Genomic DNA, 24,489 nt, shown 5'->3' with positions numbered 1-24,489 from the left:
GGGGCCGGCGGGAACGGGCGTACGGGACGGCGCGCGCCGCCGGTTCACTCCGTGCGCAGGCCGTCCGGTCGCATCATCCGCAGCAGCGCCGGCAGGCTGAGGGCGGTCACCAGGGCGACCACGCCCGCACCCGCGCCCGTCATCGCCGCCACCGAGGCCCAGTCGATCCGCACGGGCCGGGAGGCCATCCGCATCAGGACGCTCCCCAGCCCCACGCCCACCACCGTGGCCAGGGCCAGCCCCAGCCCGACGGGCAGCGCCGTCTGCCACAGCACCGAAAGGCTCAGCGTGGAGCGCTTGGTGCCGAAGGCGACCAGGGACGACAGCAGGCGCTTGCGTTCGCGCAGCTGCTCCAGCTGCGAGACGAGCAGGCTCGCGGCGATCAGGACCAGTACGGCGGTCGCACCGAAGAACAGCCCGGTGCGGACCGCGGCGTAGTCGGAGTCCCTGTGGGTGGACTTCAGCGTCATCGTGCGACTGAGCGGATCCGCGGTGAAGACGGCCGTACGGGCCCGTTCCATCGCGTCCGGCACGGACTCGTCGAGCTCGACGAACACCTGCGCGGACCCGGCGTCCGCCACGCCCTTCGGCGCGAGCGAGGGGGTCGCCAGGATCCCGTCGCGCAGCGCCCCGGTCGGGTCCTCGCGGCTGGCGACCGTGGCCGCCCCGACCGGGACGGTCCACTCGACGCTCCGCACGCCCTCGGAGCTCTGCGTGAACGGGCTGACGGTGAGCGTGTCGCCGGGCTTGGCGGAGGAGCCGTAGACGCCGGAGTCCTTGTCCGCGGTGCCGGTGAGCACGAAGGCGTCACCGTCCTCGCAGGAGTCCAGTACGGCGACTTGGCGCAGCGCCTCGCACGTGCCGACGGTGATCGTCACCTTGTCCCCCGTGGCCGGCCGGCGGTCGGCGTAGACCGTCGCCAGCGGGGTCGCGGCGGCCACGCCCTGCGCGCCGGAGATCTTCGCGGCGAACTCCTCACCCCGGTCCCAGTCGGCCGGGGGCAGCAGGACCGAGAGCGCCGCCCGGGACGGGTCGTGGCCGGTGTGGACGGTGTAGTCGTCCTCCACGGAGGCGAAGAGCATCTGCAGGGCGATGGCCCCGGCCACGGCGACGGCGATGCCGTTGACCAGCCGGGCGGCGGGTCCCCCGCTCAGCTGGAGGCGGCGGACGGCCAGTTGCCAGGAGACCGGGCCGCTGCCCGACATCAGGGTGACGAGCCGCTCCAGCAGCCAGGGAAGCAGCGCGGTGATCCCCACCAGGAGCAGCGCGACGCCCGCGCTGACCTGCCACTGGTTGAAGTCCTCGCCGTCGCCGCCGCCCGTCAGCGGGACCAGCAGCCCCAGTCCGCCCAGCGGCAGCAGCAGCCGCCACCAGATGCGGCGCCGCCGCGGGACGGTCCTGCGGACGAGACCGAGCGGCTCGACGACGACCCCGCGCAGCGTGAACAGGGTCACGGCGACCGCCGCGGCGGGCACCACGAGCGCGACGAGCAGGGCCAGCCACAGCGACGGATCGAGGTCGGCGGGGAAGACGCCGCGCTGGCGCAGGGTGACGCTGCCCACGAGGGCGCGGCCGGCGGCGAAGAAGCCGACGCCCAGGGCCAGTCCGACCAGCGATCCGCCGAGCGCCTCGCCCGCGGCGATCCGCCGTACCGTCCGGGTGTCGGCGCCGACCAGGCGGATGGCCGCGAGCCGCAGGTCGCGGCGCTCGCCGCCGAAGCGCACGGCGGCGGCGATGAACACGGCGACCGGCAGCAGCAGCGCGACGAAGGTCAGCACCACCAGGAGCATCAGTACGGGGTCCAGCGGCTCGGCCTCCTCCCCGGCGCCGAAGCCGGTGATCCGCTGGACGCGGTAGTCCTCGGGGCCGGCCAGGTGCAGGCTGTCGTTGCCGGCGTAGAAGAGCAGCTCGCCGGGGCCGACCAGGCCCGCGTCCCCGATGACCTCGCCGACCGGCCAGCCGAGGCGCTCGCGCAGGAGCGTGCCCTCGGGGGAGTCCAGCAGCCGGCGCAGGGCGGGGGAGACGGCCATCTCGCCCGGGCCGGGGACCCGCGTCAGACCGGGCGGGACGGGTGCGTGCGGGCCCTCGGCCTTCAGGTAGGAGCCCCCGATGTCCCTGCCGCGGTACGTCTGGTTGGCGGCCGAGATCAGCAGGGTGTCGGGGCCGGCCTGCGCGGCCGACGGCGCGCGCGTCGTGGAGCGGGCGTCGTCGCGCTCGTAGCGGACGGCGAGGGCGCTCGGCAGGGCGGTGGTGATCAGCAGCAGGGCGACGCCGAGGCCGACGCCTATGCCGGTGAACAGGGTCCGGGTCCAGCCCTCGCGGCCGCCCCCGAAGGCGAAGCGGACCCCCATGGCGAGGTCCCGGGTCCATACCCCGAGCGCGCTCACGCGATCCGCTCCATGTCGCGCGTCCGGCCGTCGCGTACGACGATCTCGCGGTCGGAGTAGGCGGCCACGCGCGTCTCGTGCGTCACGAGGACGACGGCGGTGCTGGCGGCCCGGGCGGTCTCGGTCAGCAGCTGCATCACGAGCTCGCCGTTGAGGGAGTTCAGGGCGCCGGTCGGCTCGTCGGCGAAGACCACCCGCGGCCGGGTGACCAGCGCGCGGGCGACGGCCACCCGCTGGCCCTGTCCTCCGGACACCTCGCCGGGTCGTTTGCGGGCCAGGTCCTCGACCTGGATCCGCTCCATCCAGTGCAGGGCGGTCCGTTCGGCCTCCTTGCGCTTGACGCCGGTGAGGCGCAGCGGGAGCGCGACGTTCTCCAGGCAGGTCAGCTCGGGTACCAGCTGGCCGAACTGGAAGACGAAGCCGAACTCGGAGCGGCGCAGGGCGCTGCGCTCGGCGTCGCTCATGGAGGAGAGCTCGCGGCCGGCGTAGGTCAGGGAGCCCGAGTCGGGGGCGACGATCCCGGCGAGGCAGTGCAGCAGGGTGGACTTGCCGGAGCCGGAGGGCCCCATGACGGCGACGATCTCGCCGGCGTGGATGGAGAACTCGGCGCCGTCGAGCGCCTGGGTGCTTCCGTACGCCTTGCGGAGGTCCGTGGCGGCGAGCAGAGAGCCGGCCGGGGTCATCGGCGTACCTCCTGGGCGAGCTGGTCGAGGCGGGCCGCGGTGAGCTCCAGCCACCGCAGGTCCGCCTCCAGATGGAACAGGGCGTGGTCGCAGACGAGCTGGTCGGCGATGTCCCCCTTGCGCTTGCGCTGGGTGAGGATGCGCATGAGGCGCAGGTGCTCGGCGCGCTGGGTGTCCAGCAGCTCGTCCGCGCGGCGGCCGGTGAGCAGGGCGAGGACGACCTTGGTGAAGAGGGTCGACTGGAGGTAGGGCTCCGGCTTCTCGGGTTGCGAGAGCCAGGTCTGCACGTCGGTGATGCCGGCGTCGGTGATGGCGTACCGCTTGCGGTCGGGACCGCCGCCGCTCTCGATGCCGTCGACCTCGACGAGGCCGTTCTTCAGGAGGCGGGACATGGTCGAGTAGACCTGCCCGTAGGCGAGGGGGCGGTCGTGGCCGAACTTCTCGTCGAAGGCGCGCTTGAGGTCGTAGCCGTGGCGCGGGCCGGCCTCCAGGAGGCCGAGCAGGGTGTGACCGATGGACATGGCACGACTGTACACGGGGTGTATACCTCGCGTGTATAGCTGCCGTGTATAGCCACCGTGTATAGCTGCGCCGCGCACGCCGACGGCCTGAACGCGCGGTTCAGTCCGTCGGCTTCGGGGGCCGTCCGCGGCGCGGGATGGGGGCCGGGCCCGAGGGGAGGCGCCCGGCCTCGGCGAGGGCCCGGCGGAGCAGGAACTCGATCTGCGCGTTCGCGCTGCGCAGCTCCTCGCCCGCCCAGCGGGCCAGCGCCTCGTACACCTGCGGGTCGAGCCGCAGCAGTACCTGCTTGCGGGCCTGGCGGCCGGCCGGTTTCTCCTCGCCGCCGGGGGTCACTGGTAGAGGGTGCCCGTGTTGACGACCGGCTGGGCGGCGCGGTCGCCGCACAGGACCACCATCAGGTTCGAGACCATGGCGGCCTTGCGTTCCGGGTCCAGGTCCACGATGTCCTCCTCCGCCAGGCGGGTCAGGGCCAGCTCGACCATGCCCACCGCGCCTTCGACGATCTGCTTGCGGGCCGCCACGACCGCGCCCGCCTGCTGGCGCTGGAGCATCGCGGAGGCGATCTCCGGAGCGTACGCGAGATGCGTGAAGCGGGACTCGATGATGTGCACCCCGGCCGCCTCCACCCGCGCGTGCAGCTCCACGGCCAGCTTCTCGGTGATCTCCTCGGCGTTGCCGCGCAGCGACAGGCCGCCCTCCTCGTGCGCGTCGTACGGGTACTCGATCGCGATGTGCCGCACCGCCGCCTCGGTCTGCGTCTCGACGAACTCCGTGAAGTCCTCGACCTCGAAGGTGGCCCGCGCGGTGTCCTCGACCCGCCACACCACGACCGCCGCCAGCTCGATCGGGTTGCCGTAGGCGTCGTTGACCTTCAGGACGGCCGTCTCGTGGTTGCGCACCCGGGTGGAGATCTTCTCGCGCGAGGTCAGCGGATTGACCCAGCGCAGCCCGTCCGCGCGGATCGTCCCCCGGTAGCGGCCGAAGAGCTGGACGACCCGGGCCTCGCCGGGGGCCACCGTGTTCAGCCCGCTCATCGCGATCAGGGAGGTGAGTATCAGGAGCACGCCGGCCACGATCAGCGCCGCCTTCAGGGCGACCGCGCCCGACAGTGCCCCGCCCACGAGCAGCCCCGCCCCGCCCAGCAGGCCCGCCAGTCCGAGCAGCAGCGCGGCGCCGCCGCCCACGCTGTGCGCGGGGAACTCCCGTACGCCGTCAGGTGCCGAGATGTCCTTCGTCATGCTATGCCCCGTTTCGTTCGTCACGGTCGGTCGAACCGCTTAGCAAAGTGATATCACTTTTTTGCGCTACGGCAACCCTTCGGCTTAGGTGAGCGTCGGTTCCAGTGATGTGGGTGCTGATTCTCACGTCCGAATTGACCGGTATTGGCCATGGTTGGCCAGCCTTTGTCACAGCCTGCGGTGTTAGCTTTCTGAGCTGACGTCGGGGGGTAATCGAGCGGAGCGGGAGCGATGGGCCGAGCAGAAGTGCGTAAGGCGCAGCAGCAGCGCGGTGCGCGGCGTGCGCCGAGCGGACGCGCGAAGGGCGCCAAGGGCACGGCAAGTGGCGGTAAACGCACGGGCATACGCCGCTTCTTCACCTGGAAGAAGGTCCTCGGCACCCTGCTCGGGCTGGTCCTGCTCGGCATGGCCGCGCTGGTAGCCCTGTACTTCTACGTAGAAGAACCGGACCCCAACAAGCAGGCGCTCCAGCAGAGCAACGTCTACAAGTACGCAGACGGCACGATCATGGCCAGCAAGGGCAAGGTCAACCGCGAGATCCTGCCGATCAGCAAGATCCCGTTGGACGTCCAGGAGGCGTTCATCGCGATCGAGAACAAGTCCTTCCGCAAGGACCGCGGCGTCGACTTCAAGGGCCTGGCCCGCGGCCTGTGGAACACGGCCAGCGGCCGCGGCAAGGCCGGCGGTTCCACGATCACCCAGCAGTACGTCAAGAACTACTACCTGACCCAGGACCAGACGGCGAGCCGCAAGCTCAAGGAGCTGGTGATCTCCCTCAAGGTCGACCAGCGGATGAAGAAGCCCGAGATCCTCGCGGGCTACCTCAACACCAGCTACTTCGGCCGCGGTGCGTACGGGATCCAGGCCGCGGCCCAGGCCTACTACGGGGTAGACGCGGAGAAGCTGACGCTGGAGCAGGGCGCGTACCTCGCGACCCTCGTCCAGGCACCCAGCCAGTACGACTGGTCGACCGCCAGCGAGGAGACCAAGAAGCGGATCAAGATCCGCTACGACGCGACCCTCGTCAACATGGTCGACATGGGCAAGCTGGACGAGGCCAAGCGCAAGGAGATGAAGCTCGCGGAGCCGATGCCGCCCCAGCCGCCGATGGGCATGGACGGCCAGAAGGGCTACCTGGTCCAGGCCGCCGAGGCCGAGCTCGTGAGCCAGGGCGTCGAGAAGAAGCTGATCGACGCGGGCGGCTGGACCTTCACGCTCAACATCGACCCGAAGAAGCAGGAAGCCCTGGAGAAGGCCGTCCAGGAGGAGCTGGAGTCCAAGCTCGAACGCGAGAACACCAAGGGCCGCCCGCAGGACCAGAGCGTGCAGGCCGGCGCCACCTCCGTGGACCCGAAGACCGGTCACATCGTCGCCATGTACGGCGGTACCAGCCTGAAGGACCACTGGTCGAGCAACGCCCTGCGCAAGGACTACCAGCCGGGCTCGACCTTCAAGCCGGTCGTGCTCGCCTCCGCCCTGGAAACCGGGGCGACCACCCAGGACGGCAAGCCGATCACCCCGAACGCGCTCTACGACGGAACCAGCAAGAGGCCCGTCGTCGGCAGCAAGATCCCGTTCGCCCCGCAGAACCAGGAAGACCGCAACTTCGGCGACCCGATGATGACGGTCCAGGAGGCCACCAACTACTCGGTGAACTCCGTCTACGCGCAGATGATCGTGGACGTGAAGCCCGCGGTCGTGAAGAAGACGGCCCTGGCCCTCGGCATGAAGGACCGTGACGGCTGGCCCGAGGACAAGCCGGCCATGGCGCTCGGCACCATGAGCGCCAACACCGTGGAGATGGCGGGCGTCTACGCCACCCTCGACAACCACGGCAAGAAGGTCACGCCGACCATCATCAAGAAGGCCGAGCACAAGGACCGCGAGGTCGAGCCCGCGCAGCCCATCGGGGCGCAGGCCATCAGCCGTCGCACCGCCGACACCGTCACCAAGGTGCTCACGGGCGTCGTCAACGACGACGGCGGCTCCGGCAACAAGGTCCGCAGCAGCGCCTACGAGGCCGCGGGCAAGACCGGTACCACCGAGAACAACTTCTCCGGCTGGTTCACCGGCTACACCCCGGAGCTGGTCACCGTCGTCGCGATCTTCGGTGAGGAGCCCGGCACCGCCAGGCAGGTCACCCTGACCGGTGCGGCCGGCCTCGGCCGTCTGGGCGGTTCCAGCTTCCCCGCCTCGATCTGGAAGGCGTACACTCTCGCCGCCCTCAAGGGCGTGGACACGGGCAAGTTCCAGCTGACCGAGGCGGACATGGGCGCCGTCCAGGCGCCGTCCCGCACCGCCTCGCCCACGCCCACGGCGAGTCAGTCCTCCAGCGCACCGGCCACCAGCAGCGCCCCGCCGCAGTCGCCTACGCCGACCCCGACCCCGACGCCGACCCGGACCGGCGCGTCGCCGACCGCGACGCCCACCCCGACGCCCACGTCGACCAAGACCGGCGGTCCCAAGCCGCCGGACCCGCCGCTGCTGCCCGAGAACTAGACACCGGGCCCGTGACGACACACCGCCGCCCCGCAGCCTTCACGGCTGCGGGGCGGCGGTGTTCTCGGCGTCGGTCTCCTCAGCGGCGGGGCTCCGGCGTCCCGGGCAGGGCCAGCTCGAACCACACGACCTTGCCGCTGCTGAGCCGGGTGGCACCCCAGCGGCGGGCCATCCGGTTGACCAGGAACAGGCCGCGGCCGCCCTCGTCGGTGTCCCGCGCCCGGCGCTGGCGTGGCAGTTGCGGGGAGTCGTCGCCGACCTCGCAGCGCAGTACGTCCGTCCGCAGCAGGCGCAGGGTCACCGGCCGCTCCGCGTACCGGACGGCGTTGGTGACCACCTCGCTCACCAGCAGCTCCAGGGAGTCCTCCAGCTCCTCCAGGCCCCAACGCGCCAGCGCGCGGCGGGCGAACCGGCGGGCCCGGCCCGGAGCCGTCTCCTCCGGGTCCAGGAACCAGTACGCGACGTCGCTGGGCGCGATCCCGTCGAAGCGGGCCGCGAGCAGCGCGATGTCGTCGTCCCGGTCGCCCGGACCGAGCATGTCCAGGACGTCGTCGCAGAGCGCCTCCAGTGGCGGCGGGTGGTCCAGGCCCGTCAGCTGGGCGGTCGTGGCCAGGCGCTCGCGGAGCTGCTCGATGCCCGTCCACACGTCGCGCAGGCGCGATTCCACCAGGCCGTCGGTGTAGAGCAGCAGGGTGGCCCCGGCGGGCGCGTCCAGCTCCACGGCCTCGAAGTCCACGCCGCCGACGCCGATGGGGGCGCCGGGGGGTACGCGCAGCACCTCGGCGCGGCCGCCCAAGTGGAGCAGGACCGGCGGCGGGTGGCCGGCGTTGGCGATGGTGATCCGGTGCGCGACCGGGTCGTAGACGGCGTACAGGCAGGTGGCCATGCGGTCGGAGCCGAGGCGCTGCGCCTGCTCGTCCAGGTGGTGCAGGACCTCGGCGGGCGGCAGGTCCAGCTGGGCGAGGGTCTGCGCGGTGGTGCGCAGCTGCCCCATGATCGCGGCGGAGGTCATGGAGTGGCCCATGACGTCGCCGACGACGAGGGCGACCCGGCTGCCGGGCAGCGGTATCGCGTCGTACCAGTCGCCGCCGACCCGGGCCGTCTCGGCGGCGGGCAGGTAGCGGGAGGCCAGGCGCACGCCGGTGGGCTGCGGAAGGCTGTCCGGGAGCATCGTGCGCTGGAGCTCGTCGGCGATGTACGCCTCGCGGCCGTACAGGACCGCCTTGTCGATGCCCAGCGCGGTGTGGGTCGCCAGCTGGGCGGCGACCAGCAGGTCGTTCTGCTCGAAGGCGGGACGCTCCGGGGTACGCAGGAACACGGCGGCGCCGATCACCCGGCGGCGCCCGCGCAGGGGCGCGAGGACGGCCCGGTTGCCGCGCGGCAGCGGGTGCTCCGAGCCCAGCAGCTCCGCCAGCGCCTCCTTCGCGCCGGCCGCGGACCCGAAGACGGGCCGTACGCCGCGCAGCACCTCGGCGAGCGCGCCGCCGGGCAGGATCTCGCACAGCTCGGCCGCGGGCAGGTCGCCCTGCGGGCCGACCAGCGGCAGCTGGCTGAAGTCGAGCTCGCCGGTGGTCCGCGCGGCCCCGGCGAGGTCGGTGCCCGCGCCGAGGGTGCCGGTGCCGTCGGTGAAGTCGTCGATCGGCCGGAGCCGGTCGGTGCGCCGGAGCCTTAAGACGACCGGCCCGAGGGGGCGTTCGTCCCCTACCGGGAGCGGGTCGCGCAAGTAGACGAGGATCGCGTCCGAGAAGGTCGGCACCGTGGCCCGGCACAGGCCGAGCACGATCTCGTCGAGGTCGATGCCGCGGGCGATCCGCCGGGTGGCGGCGCCGACGAAACGCAGCCGGTCCCCTTCGCGCCGGGCCGGCTCGCCCACGACGGGGTACGCGGCCGTGGTCCCCGGCGCGTCCTGCGCGACCGGGCGCCCTTCCGGCCCGGCGCCTTCGACCGGGCGCCCGGCCTCCGGCCCGGCGGCGTCCTGCGCGGTGCGCGCGGGCTCGCCCGCCGCCAGGCGGGGGGCTCCCTGCCCGGGGAGGTCCTGCGCGGTGCGGGCCGGCTCGGCGTCCGCGCCCTGCGGGCCGTCCACCGGCCGTGCGGCGCCCCGGGCCCCACCCGGGCCCGACACGTTGAGCGCGGCCTCGGTGTCCCGCGGGCGGGCGCTGCCCGGGCCCTCGCCCGGGCCCGCGGCCGCCTTGCGGGGCCGGGGGAGGCCGCTGCCGGGCCCAGGGCCCACCGCGGAGCGGGCCGCGCGCGTGTCGGAGGCCGCGGCAGCCGCACCGCCCTGCTCGCCCGCGGCGCCGGGGCCCGGCGCATGCGTGCGTACGGCCTCGGCTGCGGCGATGGGCGCCTTGCCGTGGCCGGCCTCGTCCGTCCCTGCGCCGGAGGCGACGGGCTTCGGGCCCTCCTGGGAGGTGGGGTACTCCGTCACGCGTGGAATTCCGTCCGTTTGCGCTCGATGTGCGCTGCACTCAACTCGGTCAGTCGCGGTATACCCGCTCAGCGGCCCGGGCACCATCGCCCCGAGGATCCTCCCCCATACTCCCTGCGGCGGACCGCCGCCCCTCGCTGCCTCTTCTCCTACGTCGAGCCCGGTCAAGTCCCGCGTACGGCATGACACTTGCCGATGCGCGGCCCGACCGCGCCGTCCCGCGCGCGCGACCTCGCGGGGGACGATCCTACGGTTGCACCCCCGGGGCGCATCAAGGGTCTCATGAGGTCATATACGCCGGGGTGCGGTCCCAGTCCCCGGGCAGGACCGGAACCGGCCAGGCCGGATCCGGCCGCCAGTCCTGCCAGCCGTCGGAGAACGGCGCCCCCCACGCCTCGATCACCTCGACCGCCGCCCGCCCGGCGGCCCGTACGTCCTGCGCCTGCCGACGGTCCATCAGGCCGGAGCGCTGCGCCTGCGCGAACTCGTCCTCGTCCAGCCACTTCCAGGTGCGGTCCGGGTAGACCGCGATGTCGAGGAAGTGGTCCACGGAGTCGACCCCGCCGGCCCAGCGGGAGCGCGGGTCCTCCAAGTTCACGTACCAGTTCTTGAACCGCCAGCCGTTGCCCCAGAACAGCCAGACCGACCAGGGGTCCCCGGGCCGTGCCAGCTTCAGCACGCCCCCGCCGAACCAGCGTGAGCGCACGGTGGTGCGCGGCGCGGTGTAGCGGGTGGCGAGCGGTTCCTGGTGGACGGGGGTGCCGTCGGTGAGGGCCGGCCGGACGCATTCGGTGCCGGGCGCCATCCAGACGGCCAGGAGTTCGTCGGTGTCCTGCACGACGGTCACCGGGCGGCAGATGTGCACCGGGCCCTTCAGCCCGGGGGCGTGGTCGCGGTAGCGCCAGAGGATCTGCTCCCCGGGCGCCCAGCGCCTGCCCTGCGCGGGGTCCGACGGCGCGCTGCGCGCCGCGTCGCTCCCAGGCTTGAAAGTACCTGTCATGCGGAGATCTTAGGGCGGGGGCCCGCGGGCCCGCTGCGGGGCGGGTCACCGTGGCGGCCGCCCCGGCCGGGCCGGGGGAGGGGTCGGGGGATGAGAATCGGCCGAATCCGGCCCCCCGCCCGGCGGGTGGGTCAGGGGCGCGTCATGCGCAGGACGTCCAGGGCCTCGTCGAGCTGCTCCAGGGTGAGGGCGCCGCGTTCCACGTAGCCGGAGTCCAGCACGACCTCCCTGATCGTCTTGCGTTCGGCGAGGGACCTCTTGGCGACCTTGGCGGCCTCCTCGTAGCCGATGTAGCGGTTGAGCGGGGTCACCACGGACGGCGAGGACTCGGCGTACTCCCTGGCCCGGGCCTCGTTGGCGGTGATCCCGTCGACCGTGCGGTCCGCGAGCAGGCGGCTCGCGCTGCCGAGCAGCCGGATCGACTCCAGCAGGTTCCTGGCCATCACGGGGAGCATGACGTTCAGTTCGAAGTTGCCGGCCGCGCCCGCCACGGCCACGGTGGCGTCGTTGCCCATCACCTGTGCGGCGACCATCAGGACGGCCTCCGGGATCACCGGATTGACCTTCCCGGGCATGATCGACGAGCCGGGCTGGAGGTCCGGCAGATTGATTTCGGCCAATCCGGTGCGCGGCCCGGACGCCATCCAGCGCAGGTCGTTGGAGATCTTGGTGAGTGAGACGGCGACCGTACGGAGCATCCCGGAGGTCTCCACGAGCGCGTCCCGCGCGCCCTGGGCCTCGAAGTGGTCGCGCGCCTCGGTCAGCGGCAGGCCGGTGGCGGCGGCCACCTCGGCGATCACGGCGGCGGAGAACCCGGGCGGGGTGTTGATCCCGGTGCCCACGGCGGTGCCGCCCAGCGGCAGCTCGGCGAGCCGGGGCAGCGACGCCTGCAGCCGCTCGATCCCGTAGCGGATCTGCGCCGCGTACCCGCCGAACTCCTGGCCCAGGGTGACCGGGGTGGCGTCCATCAGGTGCGTCCGCCCGGCCTTGACCACCTCCGCGAACTCGGCGGACTTGCGCTCCAGGGCGATTTCGAGGTGGCGCAGGGCCGGGACCAGCTCCAGGGTGACCGCGGCGGTGGCGGCGATGTGGAGGGAGGAGGGGAAGACGTCGTTCGAGCTCTGCGAGGCGTTGACGTGGTCGTTGGGGTGGACCTCGCGGCCCAGCCGCTCGGTGGCGAGGGTGGCGATCACCTCGTTGGCGTTCATGTTGGACGAGGTCCCCGAGCCGGTCTGGAAGACGTCCACGGGGAAGTGGTCGTCCCAGCGGCCGTCCGCGACCTCCTCGGCCGCCGACCGGACCGCGTCGGCCACGTCCTGGTCCACCACGCCCAGCCGCGCGTTGACCACGGCGGCGGCGGCCTTGATCCGGGCGAGGGCCTCGATGTGGGCGCGCTCCAGGCGCAGCCCCGAGACGGGGAAGTTCTCCACGGCGCGCTGGGTCTGCGCGCGCCACTTGGCGTGCGCGGGCACCCGTACCTCGCCCATGGAGTCGTGCTCGATCCGGAACGCCTCAGCCTGCTGATCATCGGTCATTTTCACGGCCTCCTCGAAAACATGAGCAATCGTCTGGTTCAAAGTGTTCCCAACTCCCCTACCCGCCAGTAAATACCGTGGGTAACACCGATGCCCGGGGAGGCGTTCATGGCACGTGCACGCACCAGACCCATGCTCAGATCTACCGTCGCCGCGGCCGCGGCGATCGCGGCCGCCCTCGGCGGGGTCACCGCCGTCACCCCGTCGGCCCAGGCGGCGGCCACCGCCGGGAGCCCGGCCGCCGTGGCGGGAGCCGCGACGGCGGCCACGACGGGAGCCGTGACGGGAGCCGTGACGGGAGCCGTCACCCCCCTCCCGCCCGAGCTGGAGGCGATCCGCGCCGCGGAGGCCGTCGCACTCTACGGCGACGCCGCCGTCCGCCCGCTGAACGAGCGCAAGACCGGCCTGATCTCCCTGGGCGACAGCGAGATCTCGGGCGAGGGCGTCGGCGCCTACGACCCCGCGACCAACACCCCGACCAACCAGTGCCACCGCTCTCCCGACTCCGCGATCCACCGCACCGGGATCCCGGCCGACCTGACCTTCAACGTCGCCTGCTCCGGAGGCTCCACCGCGAACATCAGGATCGGCGGAAGCAAGCAGTACGCCGACGAGCTGGTGCAGAGCGACAACCTCGCCGTCAAGGCCCGCAACACCAGGATCAAGATGGTGCTCCTGGTCGTCGGCGCCAACGACGACCTCCAGTTCGGTCCCGTCATGACCGACTGCGTGACCCGCTGGATCCTCGGCCAGGGCGTCTGCGAGCCCGTGTACGGGCCCGGCTGGCAGGCCCGCGTCGACGGTCTGAAACCCAAGGTCACGGCCACGGTCGGGGACCTCAGGACGGTCATGCGGGGCGCCGGGTACGCCGACTCCGACTACAAGCTCGTGGTCATGGGCTACCCCAGCCCCATCGGCCCGGACTTCTACGACAACCCGGACTTCCCCGGCAAGCTCCCCGGAGGCTGCGCCGGCTACGACTCCGACGCCACCTGGGGCCGCAACCAGGCGGTGCCCGCCTTCGAGAAGGGGATACGGGAGGCCGCGCGGGACTCCGGCGCGGTGTTCCTCGACAACTCCCGGCTCTTCCACGGCCACGAGGTCTGCATGGAGGACACCTGGGCCCGCGGGCTCTACCTGGACCTCGGGGACCACTTCCCGTGGGACGAGAACACCACCCGCCAGTCCTTCCACCCCAACTACCGCGGCCACGGCGCCTTCGCGTCCTGCCTGACCCAGATCTACCGGTCGGGCCTGCGCGAGGCCGCCTGCGCCGATCCCGCCAGCACCGGCACGCCCGTGCTGGAGCCCGGGGCCTGGGACGACAAGTTCAAGCCCCTGCGGAACGAGGCGAACGGCACATGCCTCGACGCGAAGGGCGGCTCCAGCGCCAACGGGACGGCGGTCCTCGGCTGGGACTGCCACGGCGGCCGCAACCAGGGCTGGTGGTACGACACCGCCCGCAAGTCCGTCCACGTCGAACTGACCCAGGACCGCTGCCTCGACGCCCCGGGCGCCTCCTACGGCTCCGGCACCGCCCTGATCGTCTGGAACTGCCACGGCGGCGCGAACCAGCAGTTCGTCCGTGACGGCGCCACGCTGCGCCCCGCCGCCGCCCCGGGCGTGTGCCTGACGGTGGCCGCGGCCCACGAGCCGCTGCGCCTGCAGCCCTGCAACGGCGCGGCGAACCAGCGCTTCGCGTAACACCACCCGTTCGACCCCCACCCGGCCGGCGCACCCCGGCCGGGCGCTCACCCACCCGCTCACCGCTGACCCGCCCCCTCACCTCACAGGTCGAGCAGCAGCTTGCGCACCTCCCGCGGCCGGTTGGTGATGATCGTGTCCACGCCGAGCCGCACGCACAGCTCCACGTCCTCGGGCTCGTCCACCGTCCACACGCGCACGGACAGCCCCTTCGCCTTCAGCCGCGCCACCAGACCCGGGTCCCGGCGCACGAGGTCGATGCCCGGGCCCGCGTGGGTCGCGAACGGCGGCCGCGGCGGCCTGACCGCCCGCTCGATCAGATAGACGGCCGGCAGCCCGGGCGCGAGCCGGTGCATCCTCGTCAGCGCGTTCCGCGAGAAGCTCATCACCTCCACCCGGCCGGTGGAGCCGTCGGCGAGCCCGTACTCGCGCAGCATCCGGGCCAGCTCGGCCTCCAGCCGGCCGCCCGCCCGGGTCGGGTGCTTGGTCTCGACGGCGAGTCCCACCGGCCGCGGCGCGGCCAGCGCCTCCCGCAGCAGGTCCTCGAAGAGCAGCACCCCCGCCCCGCGGTGCTCCTCGCCCTTCCACCCGCCGAAGTCGAGCGCGGCGAGCTCCTCGTACGTCATCTCGGAGACCAGCCCCCGCCCGTCGGAGGTCCGCTCCACGCGCCGGTCGTGCACGCACACCAGCTTCCGGTCGGCGGTGAGCCGCACATCGCATTCGAGCGCGTCGGCCCCGTCGGCGATGGCCTGCCGGTACGCGGCCATGGTGTGCTCGGGGTGCTCGTGGGAGGCCCCCCGGTGGGCGATCACCCGCGTGTCGCGGGCGGTGCGGGGGGAGGAGGTCGTCGCTGCCATGGGGAGATCCTCGCAAACCGGCGGGCCCGCACAGGTGCGGGGTCGCGTCCCCGACGTTAACGGGATGCGGTCCCCCTGCCGCGCAGGGCAGGGTGACGCCATGCCGGAACCAGGATGGACCCTCTGTGCACCGTGCCCACACTGCGTCTTCCACGCCTGGCAGCGGATCGACGGCGGGAGGTTGTGCTGGGAAGCGGAGTGGGAGTGCGACCAGTGCGAGTTCGGGGGGCCGCGCGACGTGTGCACCATCGACGGGGGGTGGGGGCCGGCGCCCGATGACGTCCGGGCGGCCCTCGTCGCCGCCGAGGGCACGGTGTTGCTCCGCGTGGAGGGCTCCGGTGGCGGGGCCCTGAAGGTCCTCCGCGACGCGCTCGGCATGACGATCCCGCAGGTCCTGGCCGCCGTGCGCGACGGGTACCGGGCCACCCCCGTTGAGGCCCGGTACCTGACGCAGCGGCTGCGCGCCGCGGGGTTCGGCGTCCGCACGCTGTAGGGACTACTGCTGCGCCGCCGGGCGGGGGGCCAGGGGAGCCGGGGTGACCTTGAAGCCGCCCCGGGTGACCTCGGTGAAGGGCGCCGGGGCCATGCAGGTGCCCACCGTCGGCTCGGCCACCGAGCCGTCGGGCTTCACGTCGACGTTGGCGACGGCCCACGAGAAACCGACGCGGTCGGGGCCGCCGCGTTCGCCGTCCTGGACGCTGATGCCGATCCGCTTGCCCTCCCAGCCGACGTTCGAGCTCGTCACCACCGCGGTGACCGTGGCCGTCTTGCCGCCGGTGACCATGCAGTCGACCTCCGCCTCCGCCACCCCGGTGAAGTCCTGCGCCGGCATGCGGTGGTAGACGGTCACCCGGCCACGGGCGTCGGTCGGCAGCCCCTGCTCCAGGCCGGAGGACGGATGGGGCCTGCTCCACGGCGCCGATTCGGCGTCGACCGTGAAGCGGATGTCGTCCTCCTTCGGGGCGTAGGGGAAGAGCACCGTCCCACCCCCGTGCACGGAGGCGAGCTTCCCCGCCGCGACCCCCGGTGCGGCCGGTGCGGCCGGTGCGGGAGCCGCCGCGATCAGGGTGGCGACCAGGGCGGCCGCCGTTCCGGCGAGGACGAGGGCGCGCGTGCGTTTCTTCATCGTGAATTCCCGTTCCGGGTAGGCCATTCGGATACGGCACCACCCTCGCCGGAACCCCACCCCCCACCCATCGCCCGAGAGGCGGACATACGCGAGGACCCCTCCCCCGATCGGGGGAGAGGCCCCCGGACCGTCCCGGTCACGCTCTACACGCCGTGCAGACCGGACCGCGAGGCGATCGGCCGGAACTGGTGACGGGTGCTCACCCCATGGCGGAATCCGCCGCCACGTGGAAGACGCGCGAGAGGCCCGCGCGCAGGGCGCCCCGACGGGTGAGCATGGAGCAGTCGACCCCGGTGAAGACCAGGGCGAGCGCGATATCCGCCCCGAGGGCACGGCCCACCACGGTCACCTGTACCCGCTTCCACTTGCCGATGCCGGATTGTTTGACCTTGACGGTGACGCCCCGGTCCTCGTTGTCGGCCTTGCGCATGACGACGTACTCCCGGCGATTGACCGCCCAGAGCCGGTACCGGTCCCCGCCGTATGTCATCCGCAGAGCGCGGCCCCGATGCGTGGCTCCCCACCGGTTCCGCTTGAGGTACACCACCGCGTCCCCGACGCGCAGCGTCGCGCCGTTCAGGGTCGGCCGTTCGGTGACCAGCACCTGGATGCCGCGCGATTGGAAGACGGCCCTGGGGATCTGGCCACCGGTGACCTCGGTGGCGCGTACGTTGTCGTGCGGGTGGGGGAGCGAGGCCACGGTGATCTCGCCCCACTCCGGAGACCGTCCCTGCCAACCGGTCCGGCGAAGCCCACCCTTGTCGCCACCCTGCCACGGGCTCAGCTCGAACGGGGTGCTCTGGACGTGCATGTCTCTGCCCTCCTGGTCCCGTACTTCGCGGGTCGTTGGTTCGTATGGCGTGACCGGTCGAGACGCACCCCTGCCTCGGGGCAAGCCCAGAGCCCCCGGCGTGTGCCAGGGGCTCTGCTGTGCTGGGGGAGGTCAGCCGAGGCCGGGGCCGCGGACCGGGATGTGGGTGAACGTCGGTTCCGGGGACGGGTTCTGGAAGAAGTCGTTGCCCTTGTCGTCCACGACGATGAAGGCCGGGAAGTCCTCGACTTCGATCTTCCAGACCGCCTCCATGCCGAGCTCCTCGTACTCCAGGACCTCGACCTTCTTGATGCAGTCCTGGGCCAGGCGCGCCGCGGGTCCGCCGATCGAGCCAAGGTAGAAGCCGCCGTGCGTGCCGCACGCGTCCGTCACCTGCTGGGAGCGGTTGCCCTTGGCCAGCATGACCTTGGAGCCGCCCGCCGCCTGGAACTGCTCGACGTAGGAGTCCATGCGGCCCGCCGTGGTGGGGCCGAAGGAGCCGGAGGCGTAGCCCTCGGGGGTCTTCGCGGGGCCGGCGTAGTAGACCGGGTGGTCCTTGAGGTACTGGGGCATCGGGGCGCCCGAGTCCAGCAGTTCCTTGATCTTGGCGTGCGCGATGTCGCGCGCCACGACCAGCGGGCCGGTCAGCGAGAGGCGGGTCTTGACCGGGTGCTTGGTCAGGGTCGCCAGGATCTCGTCCATCGGCTGGTTCAGGTCGATGGAGACCACGTCGGCCGACTCGTCCAGGTGCGAGTCCGTGGTGTCCGGCAGGAAGCGCGCCGGGTCCGTCTCCAGCTGCTCCAGGAAGACGCCCTCGGCGGTGATCTTCGCGGTGGCCTGGCGGTCGGCCGAGCAGGACACGGCGATCGCGACGGGCAGCGAGGCGCCGTGGCGCGGCAGGCGCACCACGCGGACGTCGTGGCAGAAGTACTTGCCGCCGAACTGCGCGCCGATGCCGATCTTCTGGGTGAGCTCGAAGACCTTCTCCTCCAGGCCCAGGTCACGGAAGCCGTGACCGGTGGCGGAGCCCTCGGTCGGCAGCTCGTCCAGGTAGTGCGCCGAGGCGTACTTGGCGGTCTTCAGCGCGTGCTCGGCCGAGGTGCCGCCGACCACGATCGCCAGGTGGTAGGGCGGGCAGGCCGCCGTACCGAGCGAACGGATCTTCTCCTCCAGGAACTTCATCATGGAGGCCTCGTTGAGGACCGCCTTGGTCTCCTGGTAGAGGAAGGACTTGTTGGCCGAGCCGCCGCCCTTGGCCATGAAGAGGAACTTGTACGCGCCGCCGTCGGTCGCGTACAGCTCGATCTGCGCGGGCAGGTTCGAGCCGGTGTTCTTCTCCTCCCACATGGTGAGGGGGGCCATCTGCGAGTAGCGCAGGTTCAGCCGCGTGTACGCGTCGTAGATGCCGCGCGAGAGGGCCGCCTCGTCGCCGCCCTCCGTGAGGACGTTCTGGCCGCGCTTGCCCATGACGATGGCCGTGCCCGTGTCCTGACACATCGGCAGGACGCCGGCCGCCGCGATGTTCGCGTTCTTCAGCAGGTCCAGGGCCACGAACTTGTCGTTCGAGGAGGCCTCGGGGTCGTCGATGATGCGGCGCAGCTGCGCGAGGTGCGCGGGGCGCAGGAAGTGCTGGATGTCGTGGATGGCCTCTTCGGCGAGCTTGCGCAGCGCCTCGGGCTCGACCTTGAGGAACGTACGGCCGTCCGCCTCGAAGGTGGACACGCCCTCGGCGGTCACCAGCCGGTAGGGGGTGGTGTCCTCGCCCAGGGGCAGCAGGTCGGTGTACGCAAACTCTGGCATGACGGCAGTCATTCCTCACTCGGCAGACAGCACTGGCGACCATTTGGCAGCGCGGTTAACCAGCGTAGGACCTCTTCCGGGCGCTTCGTCTGTGAGGTAAGGCTCATTGGGAGCGTGCGGGACTCCACTGAGGAGTATCGCGATCTATCGTGTCTGGCTATGCTGGGTGGCGTGGACCTGGAAAAGCACCCCGCCGCCCCCGCCGCACCGGCCGATCTGCGTGCCTCCGACGCCGACCGGGACCGGATCGCGCAGATCCTCTCCGACGCCCTCGCCGAAGGCCGCCTGACGGCCGAGGAGCACTCCGACCGCCTGGACTCGCTGTACGCCTTCAAGACGGTCGGTGAGCTGGAGGTCCTCGTACGGGACCTCCCCGCGCCCGGCGGCGTCCATGCCGCGGCCGCGCACCCGGCGCACGCCGCCGCCCCGGCCGACGGCTCCGGCGGCTACGCGGAGACGATCGTCGCCGTGTGCAGCAGCTCCGCCCGCAAGGGCCGCTGGCGGCCGGGCGCGCACACCCGCGCGATCTCGGTCATGGGTGACATCACCATCGACCTCACCGAGGCGGTCTTCCAGCAGCAGGTCACCGAGATCAACGTGACCAGCGTCCTCGGCAACGTCGAGGTCCTGGTCCCGGAGAACGTGACCCTGCGCGGCTACGGCAGCGGGGTCCTCGGCAACTTCGAGGTGCGCGGCGAGGGCCGCGGGGAGACCGACCCGCAGGCGCCGGTGGTGATCGTCCGGGGCTTCGCCCTGCTGGGGAACATCGAGGCGCGGCCCCGGCTCGGCGCCCGCCTGGTCGACCTGGCCCGCAAGCTGCGCAAGCGCGACGAAGGCTGACGGCGCCTGCGGCTGACGGCGGCTGACGGCGGCTGACGTGCGGGGCGCATCGGCCCGCCGGGACGGGCCTCGCGCAGGGGCTCGTTTCGGCCGAACCCCGCCCGACCCGTGCCACGCGGTGCATAGGGGCGCGTACAGCGGGTAGGGACAGGTGCGTCGTCTCTCGCTCACGTATCCGTCGTCAGGAGTAGACCGTGCCGCAGCCGCCGCATCAGTCCCTGCAGGTCGCCGTCGTGAAGAGCCTTCAGGGTCCTGGGGTGCTCCCGGCGGCCGTCCCGAAGCCACGGGTGCCGGCGCGGGCGGACGACGGCCCATGGCACGCGGAGGCCGTGTGCCGCCGCGACGAGGCGGGGCTCTTCTTCGCCCCCTCCAAGGAACCGACCGCGGCCCGGCTCTCCCGTGAGGAAGCCGCCAAGCGCGTCTGCGCCCGCTGCCCGGTGATGGTCGCCTGCCGGGAGCACGCGCTGCTCCAGCCGGAGCCGTACGGGGTCTGGGGCGGGCTCACCGCGGCCGAGCGCCGGGTGGTGCTGACGCGGATGCGGCGCAGGTCGGCCGAGCTGCGCCAGGCTCCGGACGCCGGACCCATCGCCGCCGCCGGCTGACCCGGCCGCCCACCGGCCGCCCGCTGCCGTCCGCTGCCGCCCGTCGGCGCCCGCCGCAGGCCTGCCCGGCCCCGCGGCCCCAGGGATGGACGCGTACACGCGAGAGGGGCGGTCCGCCGCACACGGACCGCCCCTCTCGCGTTGCGCAGCCGGCCTAGAGGGCGCGGTCGAAGTCGATCGCGCTGTACGCGCGCAGCTTCGACAGGCGGTGCGTGGAGTCGATCCGCCGGATCGTGCCGGACTTCGAGCGCATGACCAGCGAGGACGTCGTCGCGGTCTCCGAGCGGTAGTGGACGCCGCGCAGCAGCTCGCCGTCCGTGATGCCGGTGGCGACGAAGAAGACGTTCTCCCCGGACACCAGGTCGTTGGTGTGCAGGACGCGGTCCAGGTCGTGGCCCGCGTCGATCGCCTTCTGGCGCTCGGCCTCGTCCTTGGGCCACAGCTTGCCCTGGATCGTGCCGCCGAGGCACTTTATGGCGCAGGCCGAGATGATGCCCTCGGGGGTGCCGCCGATGCCGAGCAGCAGGTCCACGCCGGTGCCCTCGCGGACGGCCATGACGGAGCCCGCGACGTCGCCGTCGGAGATGAACTTGATCCGGGCGCCGGTCTCGCGGATCTCCTTGACGATGCCCTCGTGGCGGGGGCGGTCCAGGATGACCACGGTGACGTCCTCGACGGCCATGTTCTTGGCCTTGGCGACCCGGCGGATGTTCACCGAGACGGGCGCGTTGATGTCGACGAAGTCGGCGGCCTCGGGGCCCGTGACCAGCTTCTCCATGTAGAAGACGGCGGACGGGTCGAACATGGTGCCGCGGTCGGCGGCGGCCAGGACGGCGATGGCGTTCGGCATGCCCTTGGCGTTCAGGGTGGTGCCGTCGATCGGGTCCACGGCGATGTCGACCTCGGCACCGGTGCCGTCGCCGACCCGCTCACCGTTGAACAGCATGGGGGCCTCGTCCTTCTCCCCCTCGCCGATGACGACGACGCCGTTCATCGAGACGGTGGAGATCAGGGTGCGCATCGCGTTGACCGCGGCGCCGTCCGCGCCGAGCTTGTCGCCGCGGCCGACCCACCGGCCCGCGGCCATGGCGGCGGCCTCGGTGACCCGTACGAGTTCCAGGGCGAGGTTGCGGTCGGGGGCCTCCGGAGAGACCACGAGCTGGGGCGGCAGGTTGTGCTCGGTCATCGGAGCGCACCTTTCTGTACGGCGACGGCCGGGAAGTGAGGGTGCTGGAACTCTATCGGTAGGTCGACATATTGAGCAGGGCGGGTCACGTATGAGCGGAATATCGGTCAGTCCATTGGCCTGAGCGGACATCTTGCGGCCCCCGGCACTCCGCGCGGGGCCGACGCGCCGCCCGGCGGGGGTGACCCCGGCGGAGATCGCCCGCGGCGATGCGGGACGATGGTGCCGTGGCAGGTATGAAAGGCAAGCAGACGATCTGGGACATGGTCCGGTCGCTGGGTGTGGTGGGCCTCGTGGTCGCGGGGATGGGGATCTACCTCTTCATCCCGCACGACGACAAGGCCGATCCGACGCGCCCGGTCGACTACCGGGTGGAGACGCTCACGGCCCGGCGCGCGGCCCCGTACCCGGTGGCGGCCCCCGTGGGGCTCCCGGAGCAGTGGCGGGCGACCTCGGTGACGTACGAGCGCAGGAACGCCAACGCCTGGCACCTGGGCTTCCTCGACCCGGAGCAGCAGTACGTGGCGATCGAGCAGTCCACGGACACCTCGCCCGCCTACCTGACCCGCGTCACCCAGAAGGCTGCGGCCACCGGTCAGACGCAGCAGGTCGGCGACACGGCCTGGGAGCGCTGGGACGGCGAGAAGTACGACGCCCTCGTGCGGCGCGAGCAGGGGCACGTGACGGTGGTGACCGGCACGGCCTCCTTCGAGCAGCTCGGGGCGATGGCGGCGGCGCTGGAGTTCAAGCAGGGCGCGTAGCGCGAGCGGGGCGGTCGCCCCGTACGTCCGTACGACTCGTACCGCGTGCGAAAAGGGCCGTGCCCCCGGGGTTTCCGGGGCACGGCCCTTTTGCGCGCCGCGCGGCTGCGGCTACTGCTGCGGCGGCTGCGGTCAGACGGTGGTGACGACCTCGTCGAACGCCAGGCGCGGGGAGCGCGGGAACCCGGCGTCCTCGCCCGGCTTGCCGATGTTGATCACCATCAGCGGGGTGTGGTCGTCGTCCAGGAACTCCTTCTGGAGGCCGTGGAAGTCCACGCCGGTCATCGGGCCCGCGGCCAGACCGGCGGCGCGGACGCCGACGATGAAGTACGCGGCCTGGAGCGTGGCGTTGACCAGCGCGGACTGCTCGCGCACCGGGCGCTCGGCGAAGAACATGTCCTTGGCCTGCGGGAAGTGCGGCAGCAGCTTGGGGATCTCCTCGTGGAACTCGTTGTCCGCGGAGAGGATCGCGACCAGCGGCGCGGCGGCGGTCTTGGCCTGGTTGCCCTCGTACATGTGCTGCACGAGGCGCTCGCGGGCCTCGGGGGAGCGGACCAGGGTGATGCGCAGCGGGGTCTGGTTGAAAGCGGTGGGGCCGAACTTCACCAGGTCGTAGATCGCCTGCACCTGCTCCTCGGTCACCGGCTCGTCGGAGAAGGAGTTGGCGGTGCGGGCCTCGCGGAAGAGGAGGTCCTGCGCGGCGGAGTCAAGAACGAGAGACATCGGAAAGCCTTCTTCCATACGGAGGTGAAGCGTCGAGCGATGTCTCCGACTGTACGGCCGAAGTAGATGAAATTTCAACTAAACCGCTGGGGCGGTGAGCGGGATCACTCCTCCGCGGCCGGCTCCCGCGCCGCCAGCGCCGAGTCCAGCCGGGCCCGGGCCCCCTCCAGCCAGTGCCGGCAGACCTTCGCGAGCTCCTCGCCGCGCTCCCAGAGCGCGAGGGAGTCCTCCAGCGAGGTCCCCCCGGCCTCCAGCTTGCGGACGACCTCGATGAGCTCGTCGCGGGCCTGCTCGTAGCCCAGCGCCGTTTCGGCCTCTGCCATTCCCTCTTCCGTCCTGTGTGTCGTACCTGTGTGTGTCATACCGGTTGTGGGCCGCGCCGGTGTGTCGCCCGACCTGATGGTCGCGGCGGCGGCCCGACGGCCGGGGCCGTGCGTCCCCTACTGCGAAGCCGCGGGCGCCGCGGCCGGCTCCTCGGCCTCAGGTCCCTCGCCCTCGGCGCCCACCCGCACGCAGAACGTGCCCTCCGCCACCCGGGCCCGCAGCGCCTCGTGCGGCGCGACCTCCTCCGGGGAGCGCACCACGTGCCCGTCGGCCCGCTGGAGGACGGCGTAGCCCCGCTCCAGGGTCGCGGCGGGGGACAGCGCCACCACCCGGGCCAGGGTGTGGGAGAGCTCCGAGTCCGCCCGGTCCAGCAGGTGCCCCAGCGTGCGCCGGCTGCGCGCCAGCAGCGCGTCCAGCTCGTCCTCGCGGATCTCCACCATCCGCTGCGGGTGTACGAAGACCGGCCGGGCCAGGGCGTGCGCGAGCCCCCGCTCCTCCCGGTCGAGCAGCCCGCTCACCGCGCGCAGCCCCCGCGCCTGCAGCTGGCGTACGCGCTCCAGCTCCTCGCCCACGTCCGGCACCACCTTCTTCGCGGCGTCCGTGGGCGTGGAGGCCCGTACGTCCGCGACCAGGTCCAGCAGCGGGGAGTCGGGCTCGTGGCCGATGGCCGAGACCACCGGGGTCCGGGCGGCGGCGACCGTCCGTACGACCTCCTCGTCGGAGAAGGGCAGCAGGTCCTCCACGCTGCCGCCGCCGCGCGCCACGATGATCACGTCCACCTCGGGCAGCGCGTCGAGCTCCTTGACCGCCTCGATCACCTGGGGCACCGCGTGCACCCCCTGGACGGCGACGTTGCGCACCTCGAAGCGGACCGCCGGCCAGCGGCGGCGGGCGTTCTCCAGTACGTCGCGCTCGGCCGCCGAGGCCCGCCCCACCACCAGCCCGACCAGCTGCGGCAGGAACGGCAGCGGCTTCTTGCGGTCCAGCGCGAAGAGGCCCTCCGAGGCGAGGGACCGCTTGAGCCGCTCCAGCCGGGCGAGCAGCTCACCGATGCCGACCGGCCGTATCTCCGTGGCCCGCAGGGAGAGCTGGCCGCGCGGGGCGTACCACTCGGGCTTGGCCAGGACGACCACCCGCGCGCCCTCCGAGACGGCGTCCGCGACCTCGTCGTAGACCTGGCGGAAGCAGGTCACGCTGACCGAGATGTCGTGCGACGGGTCGCGCAGCGTCAGGAAGACCACCCCCGCCCCCGGCCGCCGCGAGAGCTGGGTGATCTGCCCCTCCACCCACACCTGACCGAGCCGCTCGATCCAGCCCCCGATGAGCCGGGACACCTGGCCTACCGGCAGCGGCGCCTCGGCCGACGTATTCAGACCCATGTGCGCAGGTTATCCGTCGGCGCTGACAGCGTCTCAGGCTCCCGTGCGGTGTCGCGGTCCGCGGCCCCGCCGCTCACGCGACGC

At 72.4% G+C, this 24,489-nt stretch carries 22 protein-coding genes; 6 read left to right on the top strand and 16 right to left on the bottom strand.

The genetic code is table 11. From position 1 onward, the window contains the following. Nucleotides 1-44: 44 nt before the first annotated feature. From ACF059_RS03050 to ACF059_RS03030, 5 genes are all read right to left on the bottom strand, one after another. Entirely contained in the window at nt 45-2,387 is a 2,343-nt protein-coding gene (locus ACF059_RS03050; RefSeq protein ID WP_392050577.1) for an ABC transporter permease, read from the bottom strand. Further along, nucleotides 2,384-3,070 carry an ABC transporter ATP-binding protein gene (locus ACF059_RS03045; protein ID WP_361949076.1) on the bottom strand — a complete coding sequence of 229 codons (687 nt, stop codon included), beginning with the start codon at nt 3,068-3,070 and terminating at the stop codon, nt 2,384-2,386. The genes ACF059_RS03050 and ACF059_RS03045 overlap by 4 nt, the downstream gene beginning before the upstream one ends. Continuing rightward, nucleotides 3,067-3,591 carry a PadR family transcriptional regulator gene (locus ACF059_RS03040; protein WP_360898721.1) on the bottom strand — a complete coding sequence of 175 codons (525 nt, stop codon included), beginning with the start codon at nt 3,589-3,591 and terminating at the stop codon, nt 3,067-3,069. Before ACF059_RS03040 ends, ACF059_RS03045 begins: the two co-directional genes overlap by 4 nt. A 100-nt stretch (nt 3,592-3,691) precedes the next feature. Next, entirely contained in the window at nt 3,692-3,925 is a 234-nt protein-coding gene (locus ACF059_RS03035; protein ID WP_361949079.1) for a hypothetical protein, read from the bottom strand. Beyond that, nucleotides 3,922-4,830, bottom strand: a complete 909-nt coding sequence (locus ACF059_RS03030; protein WP_392050574.1) for an SPFH domain-containing protein — start codon at nt 4,828-4,830, stop codon at nt 3,922-3,924. Before ACF059_RS03030 ends, ACF059_RS03035 begins: the two co-directional genes overlap by 4 nt. A 231-nt stretch (nt 4,831-5,061) precedes the next feature. On the opposite strand from ACF059_RS03030, the gene ACF059_RS03025 reads away from it, so the two are divergent. Continuing rightward, complete coding sequence (locus tag ACF059_RS03025) at nt 5,062-7,329, top strand: transglycosylase domain-containing protein (protein ID WP_392050571.1); 2,268 nt, start codon at nt 5,062-5,064, stop codon at nt 7,327-7,329. Nucleotides 7,330-7,408: 79 nt separating this feature from the next. Here the strand turns inward: ACF059_RS03025 and ACF059_RS03020 are convergent, their stop codons facing one another. From ACF059_RS03020 to ACF059_RS03010, 3 genes are all read right to left on the bottom strand, one after another. Further along, nucleotides 7,409-9,754, bottom strand: coding sequence for a SpoIIE family protein phosphatase (locus tag ACF059_RS03020; RefSeq protein WP_392050568.1), 2,346 nt, complete (start codon nt 9,752-9,754; stop codon nt 7,409-7,411). Between the two features lie 280 nt (nt 9,755-10,034). Next, on the bottom strand, nt 10,035-10,754 hold the full coding sequence (locus tag ACF059_RS03015; protein WP_392050565.1) for a DUF402 domain-containing protein: 720 nt from the start codon (nt 10,752-10,754) through the stop codon (nt 10,035-10,037). Between the two features lie 131 nt (nt 10,755-10,885). Then, the gene (locus ACF059_RS03010; protein WP_392050562.1) at nt 10,886-12,289 is read right to left on the bottom strand and encodes a class II fumarate hydratase; all 1,404 of its coding nucleotides are present in this window, start codon (nt 12,287-12,289) and stop codon (nt 10,886-10,888) included. Between the two features lie 132 nt (nt 12,290-12,421). Between ACF059_RS03010 and ACF059_RS03005 the strand changes: the two genes are divergently transcribed. Next, complete coding sequence (locus ACF059_RS03005; protein ID WP_392050559.1) at nt 12,422-13,993, top strand: ricin-type beta-trefoil lectin domain protein; 1,572 nt, start codon at nt 12,422-12,424, stop codon at nt 13,991-13,993. Between the two features lie 83 nt (nt 13,994-14,076). On the opposite strand, the gene ACF059_RS03000 is transcribed toward ACF059_RS03005, so the two are convergent. After that, a complete protein-coding gene (locus tag ACF059_RS03000) occupies nt 14,077-14,850 on the bottom strand; it encodes a glycerophosphodiester phosphodiesterase (RefSeq protein ID WP_392050556.1) in 774 nt (257 codons plus the stop codon). 100 nt (nt 14,851-14,950) lie between these two features. On the opposite strand from ACF059_RS03000, the gene ACF059_RS02995 reads away from it, so the two are divergent. Then, nucleotides 14,951-15,343: a hypothetical protein gene (locus tag ACF059_RS02995; RefSeq protein ID WP_392050553.1), complete on the top strand. Its 393-nt coding sequence runs from the start codon at nt 14,951-14,953 to the stop codon at nt 15,341-15,343. Nucleotides 15,344-15,346: 3 nt separating this feature from the next. Here the strand turns inward: ACF059_RS02995 and ACF059_RS02990 are convergent, their stop codons facing one another. The 3 genes from ACF059_RS02990 to ACF059_RS02980 all read right to left on the bottom strand — a co-directional run bounded on the left by ACF059_RS02990 (nt 15,347) and on the right by ACF059_RS02980 (nt 18,590). Next, complete coding sequence (locus ACF059_RS02990; RefSeq protein WP_392050550.1) at nt 15,347-15,976, bottom strand: hypothetical protein; 630 nt, start codon at nt 15,974-15,976, stop codon at nt 15,347-15,349. Between the two features lie 202 nt (nt 15,977-16,178). Next, nucleotides 16,179-16,790, bottom strand: a complete 612-nt coding sequence (locus ACF059_RS02985) for a hypothetical protein (protein WP_392050547.1) — start codon at nt 16,788-16,790, stop codon at nt 16,179-16,181. Between the two features lie 132 nt (nt 16,791-16,922). Beyond that, nucleotides 16,923-18,590, bottom strand: coding sequence for a fumarate hydratase (locus ACF059_RS02980; protein ID WP_392050544.1), 1,668 nt, complete (start codon nt 18,588-18,590; stop codon nt 16,923-16,925). A gap of 171 nt (nt 18,591-18,761) precedes the next feature. On the opposite strand from ACF059_RS02980, the gene ACF059_RS02975 reads away from it, so the two are divergent. Both ACF059_RS02975 and ACF059_RS02970 read left to right on the top strand, forming a co-directional pair. Then, nucleotides 18,762-19,430 (top strand): DUF1707 domain-containing protein, encoded by a 669-nt coding sequence (locus ACF059_RS02975; RefSeq protein WP_392050541.1) that lies wholly within the window; start codon nt 18,762-18,764, stop codon nt 19,428-19,430. Nucleotides 19,431-19,624: 194 nt separating this feature from the next. Beyond that, nucleotides 19,625-20,032, top strand: a complete 408-nt coding sequence (locus tag ACF059_RS02970) for a WhiB family transcriptional regulator (protein WP_392050538.1) — start codon at nt 19,625-19,627, stop codon at nt 20,030-20,032. A gap of 154 nt (nt 20,033-20,186) precedes the next feature. On the opposite strand, the gene glpX is transcribed toward ACF059_RS02970, so the two are convergent. Continuing rightward, a complete protein-coding gene (glpX, locus tag ACF059_RS02965; protein WP_366868187.1) occupies nt 20,187-21,218 on the bottom strand; it encodes a class II fructose-bisphosphatase in 1,032 nt (343 codons plus the stop codon). A gap of 236 nt (nt 21,219-21,454) precedes the next feature. Between glpX and ACF059_RS02960 the strand changes: the two genes are divergently transcribed. Next, entirely contained in the window at nt 21,455-21,979 is a 525-nt protein-coding gene (locus tag ACF059_RS02960; protein ID WP_361949127.1) for a DUF4245 domain-containing protein, read from the top strand. Nucleotides 21,980-22,111: 132 nt separating this feature from the next. Here the strand turns inward: ACF059_RS02960 and ACF059_RS02955 are convergent, their stop codons facing one another. The 3 genes from ACF059_RS02955 to xseA all read right to left on the bottom strand — a co-directional run bounded on the left by ACF059_RS02955 (nt 22,112) and on the right by xseA (nt 24,405). Continuing rightward, nucleotides 22,112-22,702, bottom strand: coding sequence for a malonic semialdehyde reductase (locus ACF059_RS02955; protein WP_361944662.1), 591 nt, complete (start codon nt 22,700-22,702; stop codon nt 22,112-22,114). 104 nt (nt 22,703-22,806) lie between these two features. Beyond that, nucleotides 22,807-23,064 (bottom strand): exodeoxyribonuclease VII small subunit, encoded by a 258-nt coding sequence (locus ACF059_RS02950; RefSeq protein WP_392050534.1) that lies wholly within the window; start codon nt 23,062-23,064, stop codon nt 22,807-22,809. A gap of 78 nt (nt 23,065-23,142) precedes the next feature. Continuing rightward, a complete protein-coding gene (gene xseA / locus ACF059_RS02945; protein ID WP_392050531.1) occupies nt 23,143-24,405 on the bottom strand; it encodes an exodeoxyribonuclease VII large subunit in 1,263 nt (420 codons plus the stop codon). Nucleotides 24,406-24,489 lie beyond the last annotated feature (84 nt).

The sequence above is a fragment of the Streptomyces sp. NPDC016562 genome, from assembly GCF_043076955.1.
Taxonomy (GTDB): Bacteria; Actinomycetota; Actinomycetes; order Streptomycetales; family Streptomycetaceae; genus Streptomyces.
The sequence above is the reverse complement of the archived record's forward strand: the minus strand, read 5'-3'. Positions and strand labels throughout refer to the sequence as shown.

What these genes read in the sequence shown, in the direction of transcription:
- ACF059_RS03045 (WP_361949076.1), bottom strand. Translation starts at nt 3,070, where the DNA reads ATGACCCCGGCCGGCTCTCTGCTCGCCGCCACGGACCTCCGCAAGGCG.
- ACF059_RS03040 (WP_360898721.1), bottom strand. Translation starts at nt 3,591, where the DNA reads ATGTCCATCGGTCACACCCTGCTCGGCCTCCTGGAGGCCGGCCCGCGC.
- ACF059_RS03030 (WP_392050574.1), bottom strand. Translation starts at nt 4,830, where the DNA reads ATGACGAAGGACATCTCGGCACCTGACGGCGTACGGGAGTTCCCCGCG.
- ACF059_RS03025 (WP_392050571.1), top strand. Translation starts at nt 5,062, where the DNA reads ATGGGCCGAGCAGAAGTGCGTAAGGCGCAGCAGCAGCGCGGTGCGCGG.
- ACF059_RS03015 (WP_392050565.1), bottom strand. Translation starts at nt 10,754, where the DNA reads ATGACAGGTACTTTCAAGCCTGGGAGCGACGCGGCGCGCAGCGCGCCG.
- ACF059_RS03010 (WP_392050562.1), bottom strand. Translation starts at nt 12,289, where the DNA reads ATGACCGATGATCAGCAGGCTGAGGCGTTCCGGATCGAGCACGACTCC.
- ACF059_RS03005 (WP_392050559.1), top strand. Translation starts at nt 12,422, where the DNA reads ATGCTCAGATCTACCGTCGCCGCGGCCGCGGCGATCGCGGCCGCCCTC.
- ACF059_RS03000 (WP_392050556.1), bottom strand. Translation starts at nt 14,850, where the DNA reads ATGGCAGCGACGACCTCCTCCCCCCGCACCGCCCGCGACACGCGGGTG.
- ACF059_RS02995 (WP_392050553.1), top strand. Translation starts at nt 14,951, where the DNA reads ATGCCGGAACCAGGATGGACCCTCTGTGCACCGTGCCCACACTGCGTC.
- ACF059_RS02990 (WP_392050550.1), bottom strand. Translation starts at nt 15,976, where the DNA reads ATGAAGAAACGCACGCGCGCCCTCGTCCTCGCCGGAACGGCGGCCGCC.
- ACF059_RS02985 (WP_392050547.1), bottom strand. Translation starts at nt 16,790, where the DNA reads ATGCACGTCCAGAGCACCCCGTTCGAGCTGAGCCCGTGGCAGGGTGGC.
- ACF059_RS02980 (WP_392050544.1), bottom strand. Translation starts at nt 18,590, where the DNA reads ATGCCAGAGTTTGCGTACACCGACCTGCTGCCCCTGGGCGAGGACACC.
- glpX (WP_366868187.1), bottom strand. Translation starts at nt 21,218, where the DNA reads ATGACCGAGCACAACCTGCCGCCCCAGCTCGTGGTCTCTCCGGAGGCC.
- ACF059_RS02960 (WP_361949127.1), top strand. Translation starts at nt 21,455, where the DNA reads ATGAAAGGCAAGCAGACGATCTGGGACATGGTCCGGTCGCTGGGTGTG.
- ACF059_RS02955 (WP_361944662.1), bottom strand. Translation starts at nt 22,702, where the DNA reads ATGTCTCTCGTTCTTGACTCCGCCGCGCAGGACCTCCTCTTCCGCGAG.
- ACF059_RS02950 (WP_392050534.1), bottom strand. Translation starts at nt 23,064, where the DNA reads ATGACACACACAGGTACGACACACAGGACGGAAGAGGGAATGGCAGAG.
- xseA (WP_392050531.1), bottom strand. Translation starts at nt 24,405, where the DNA reads ATGGGTCTGAATACGTCGGCCGAGGCGCCGCTGCCGGTAGGCCAGGTG.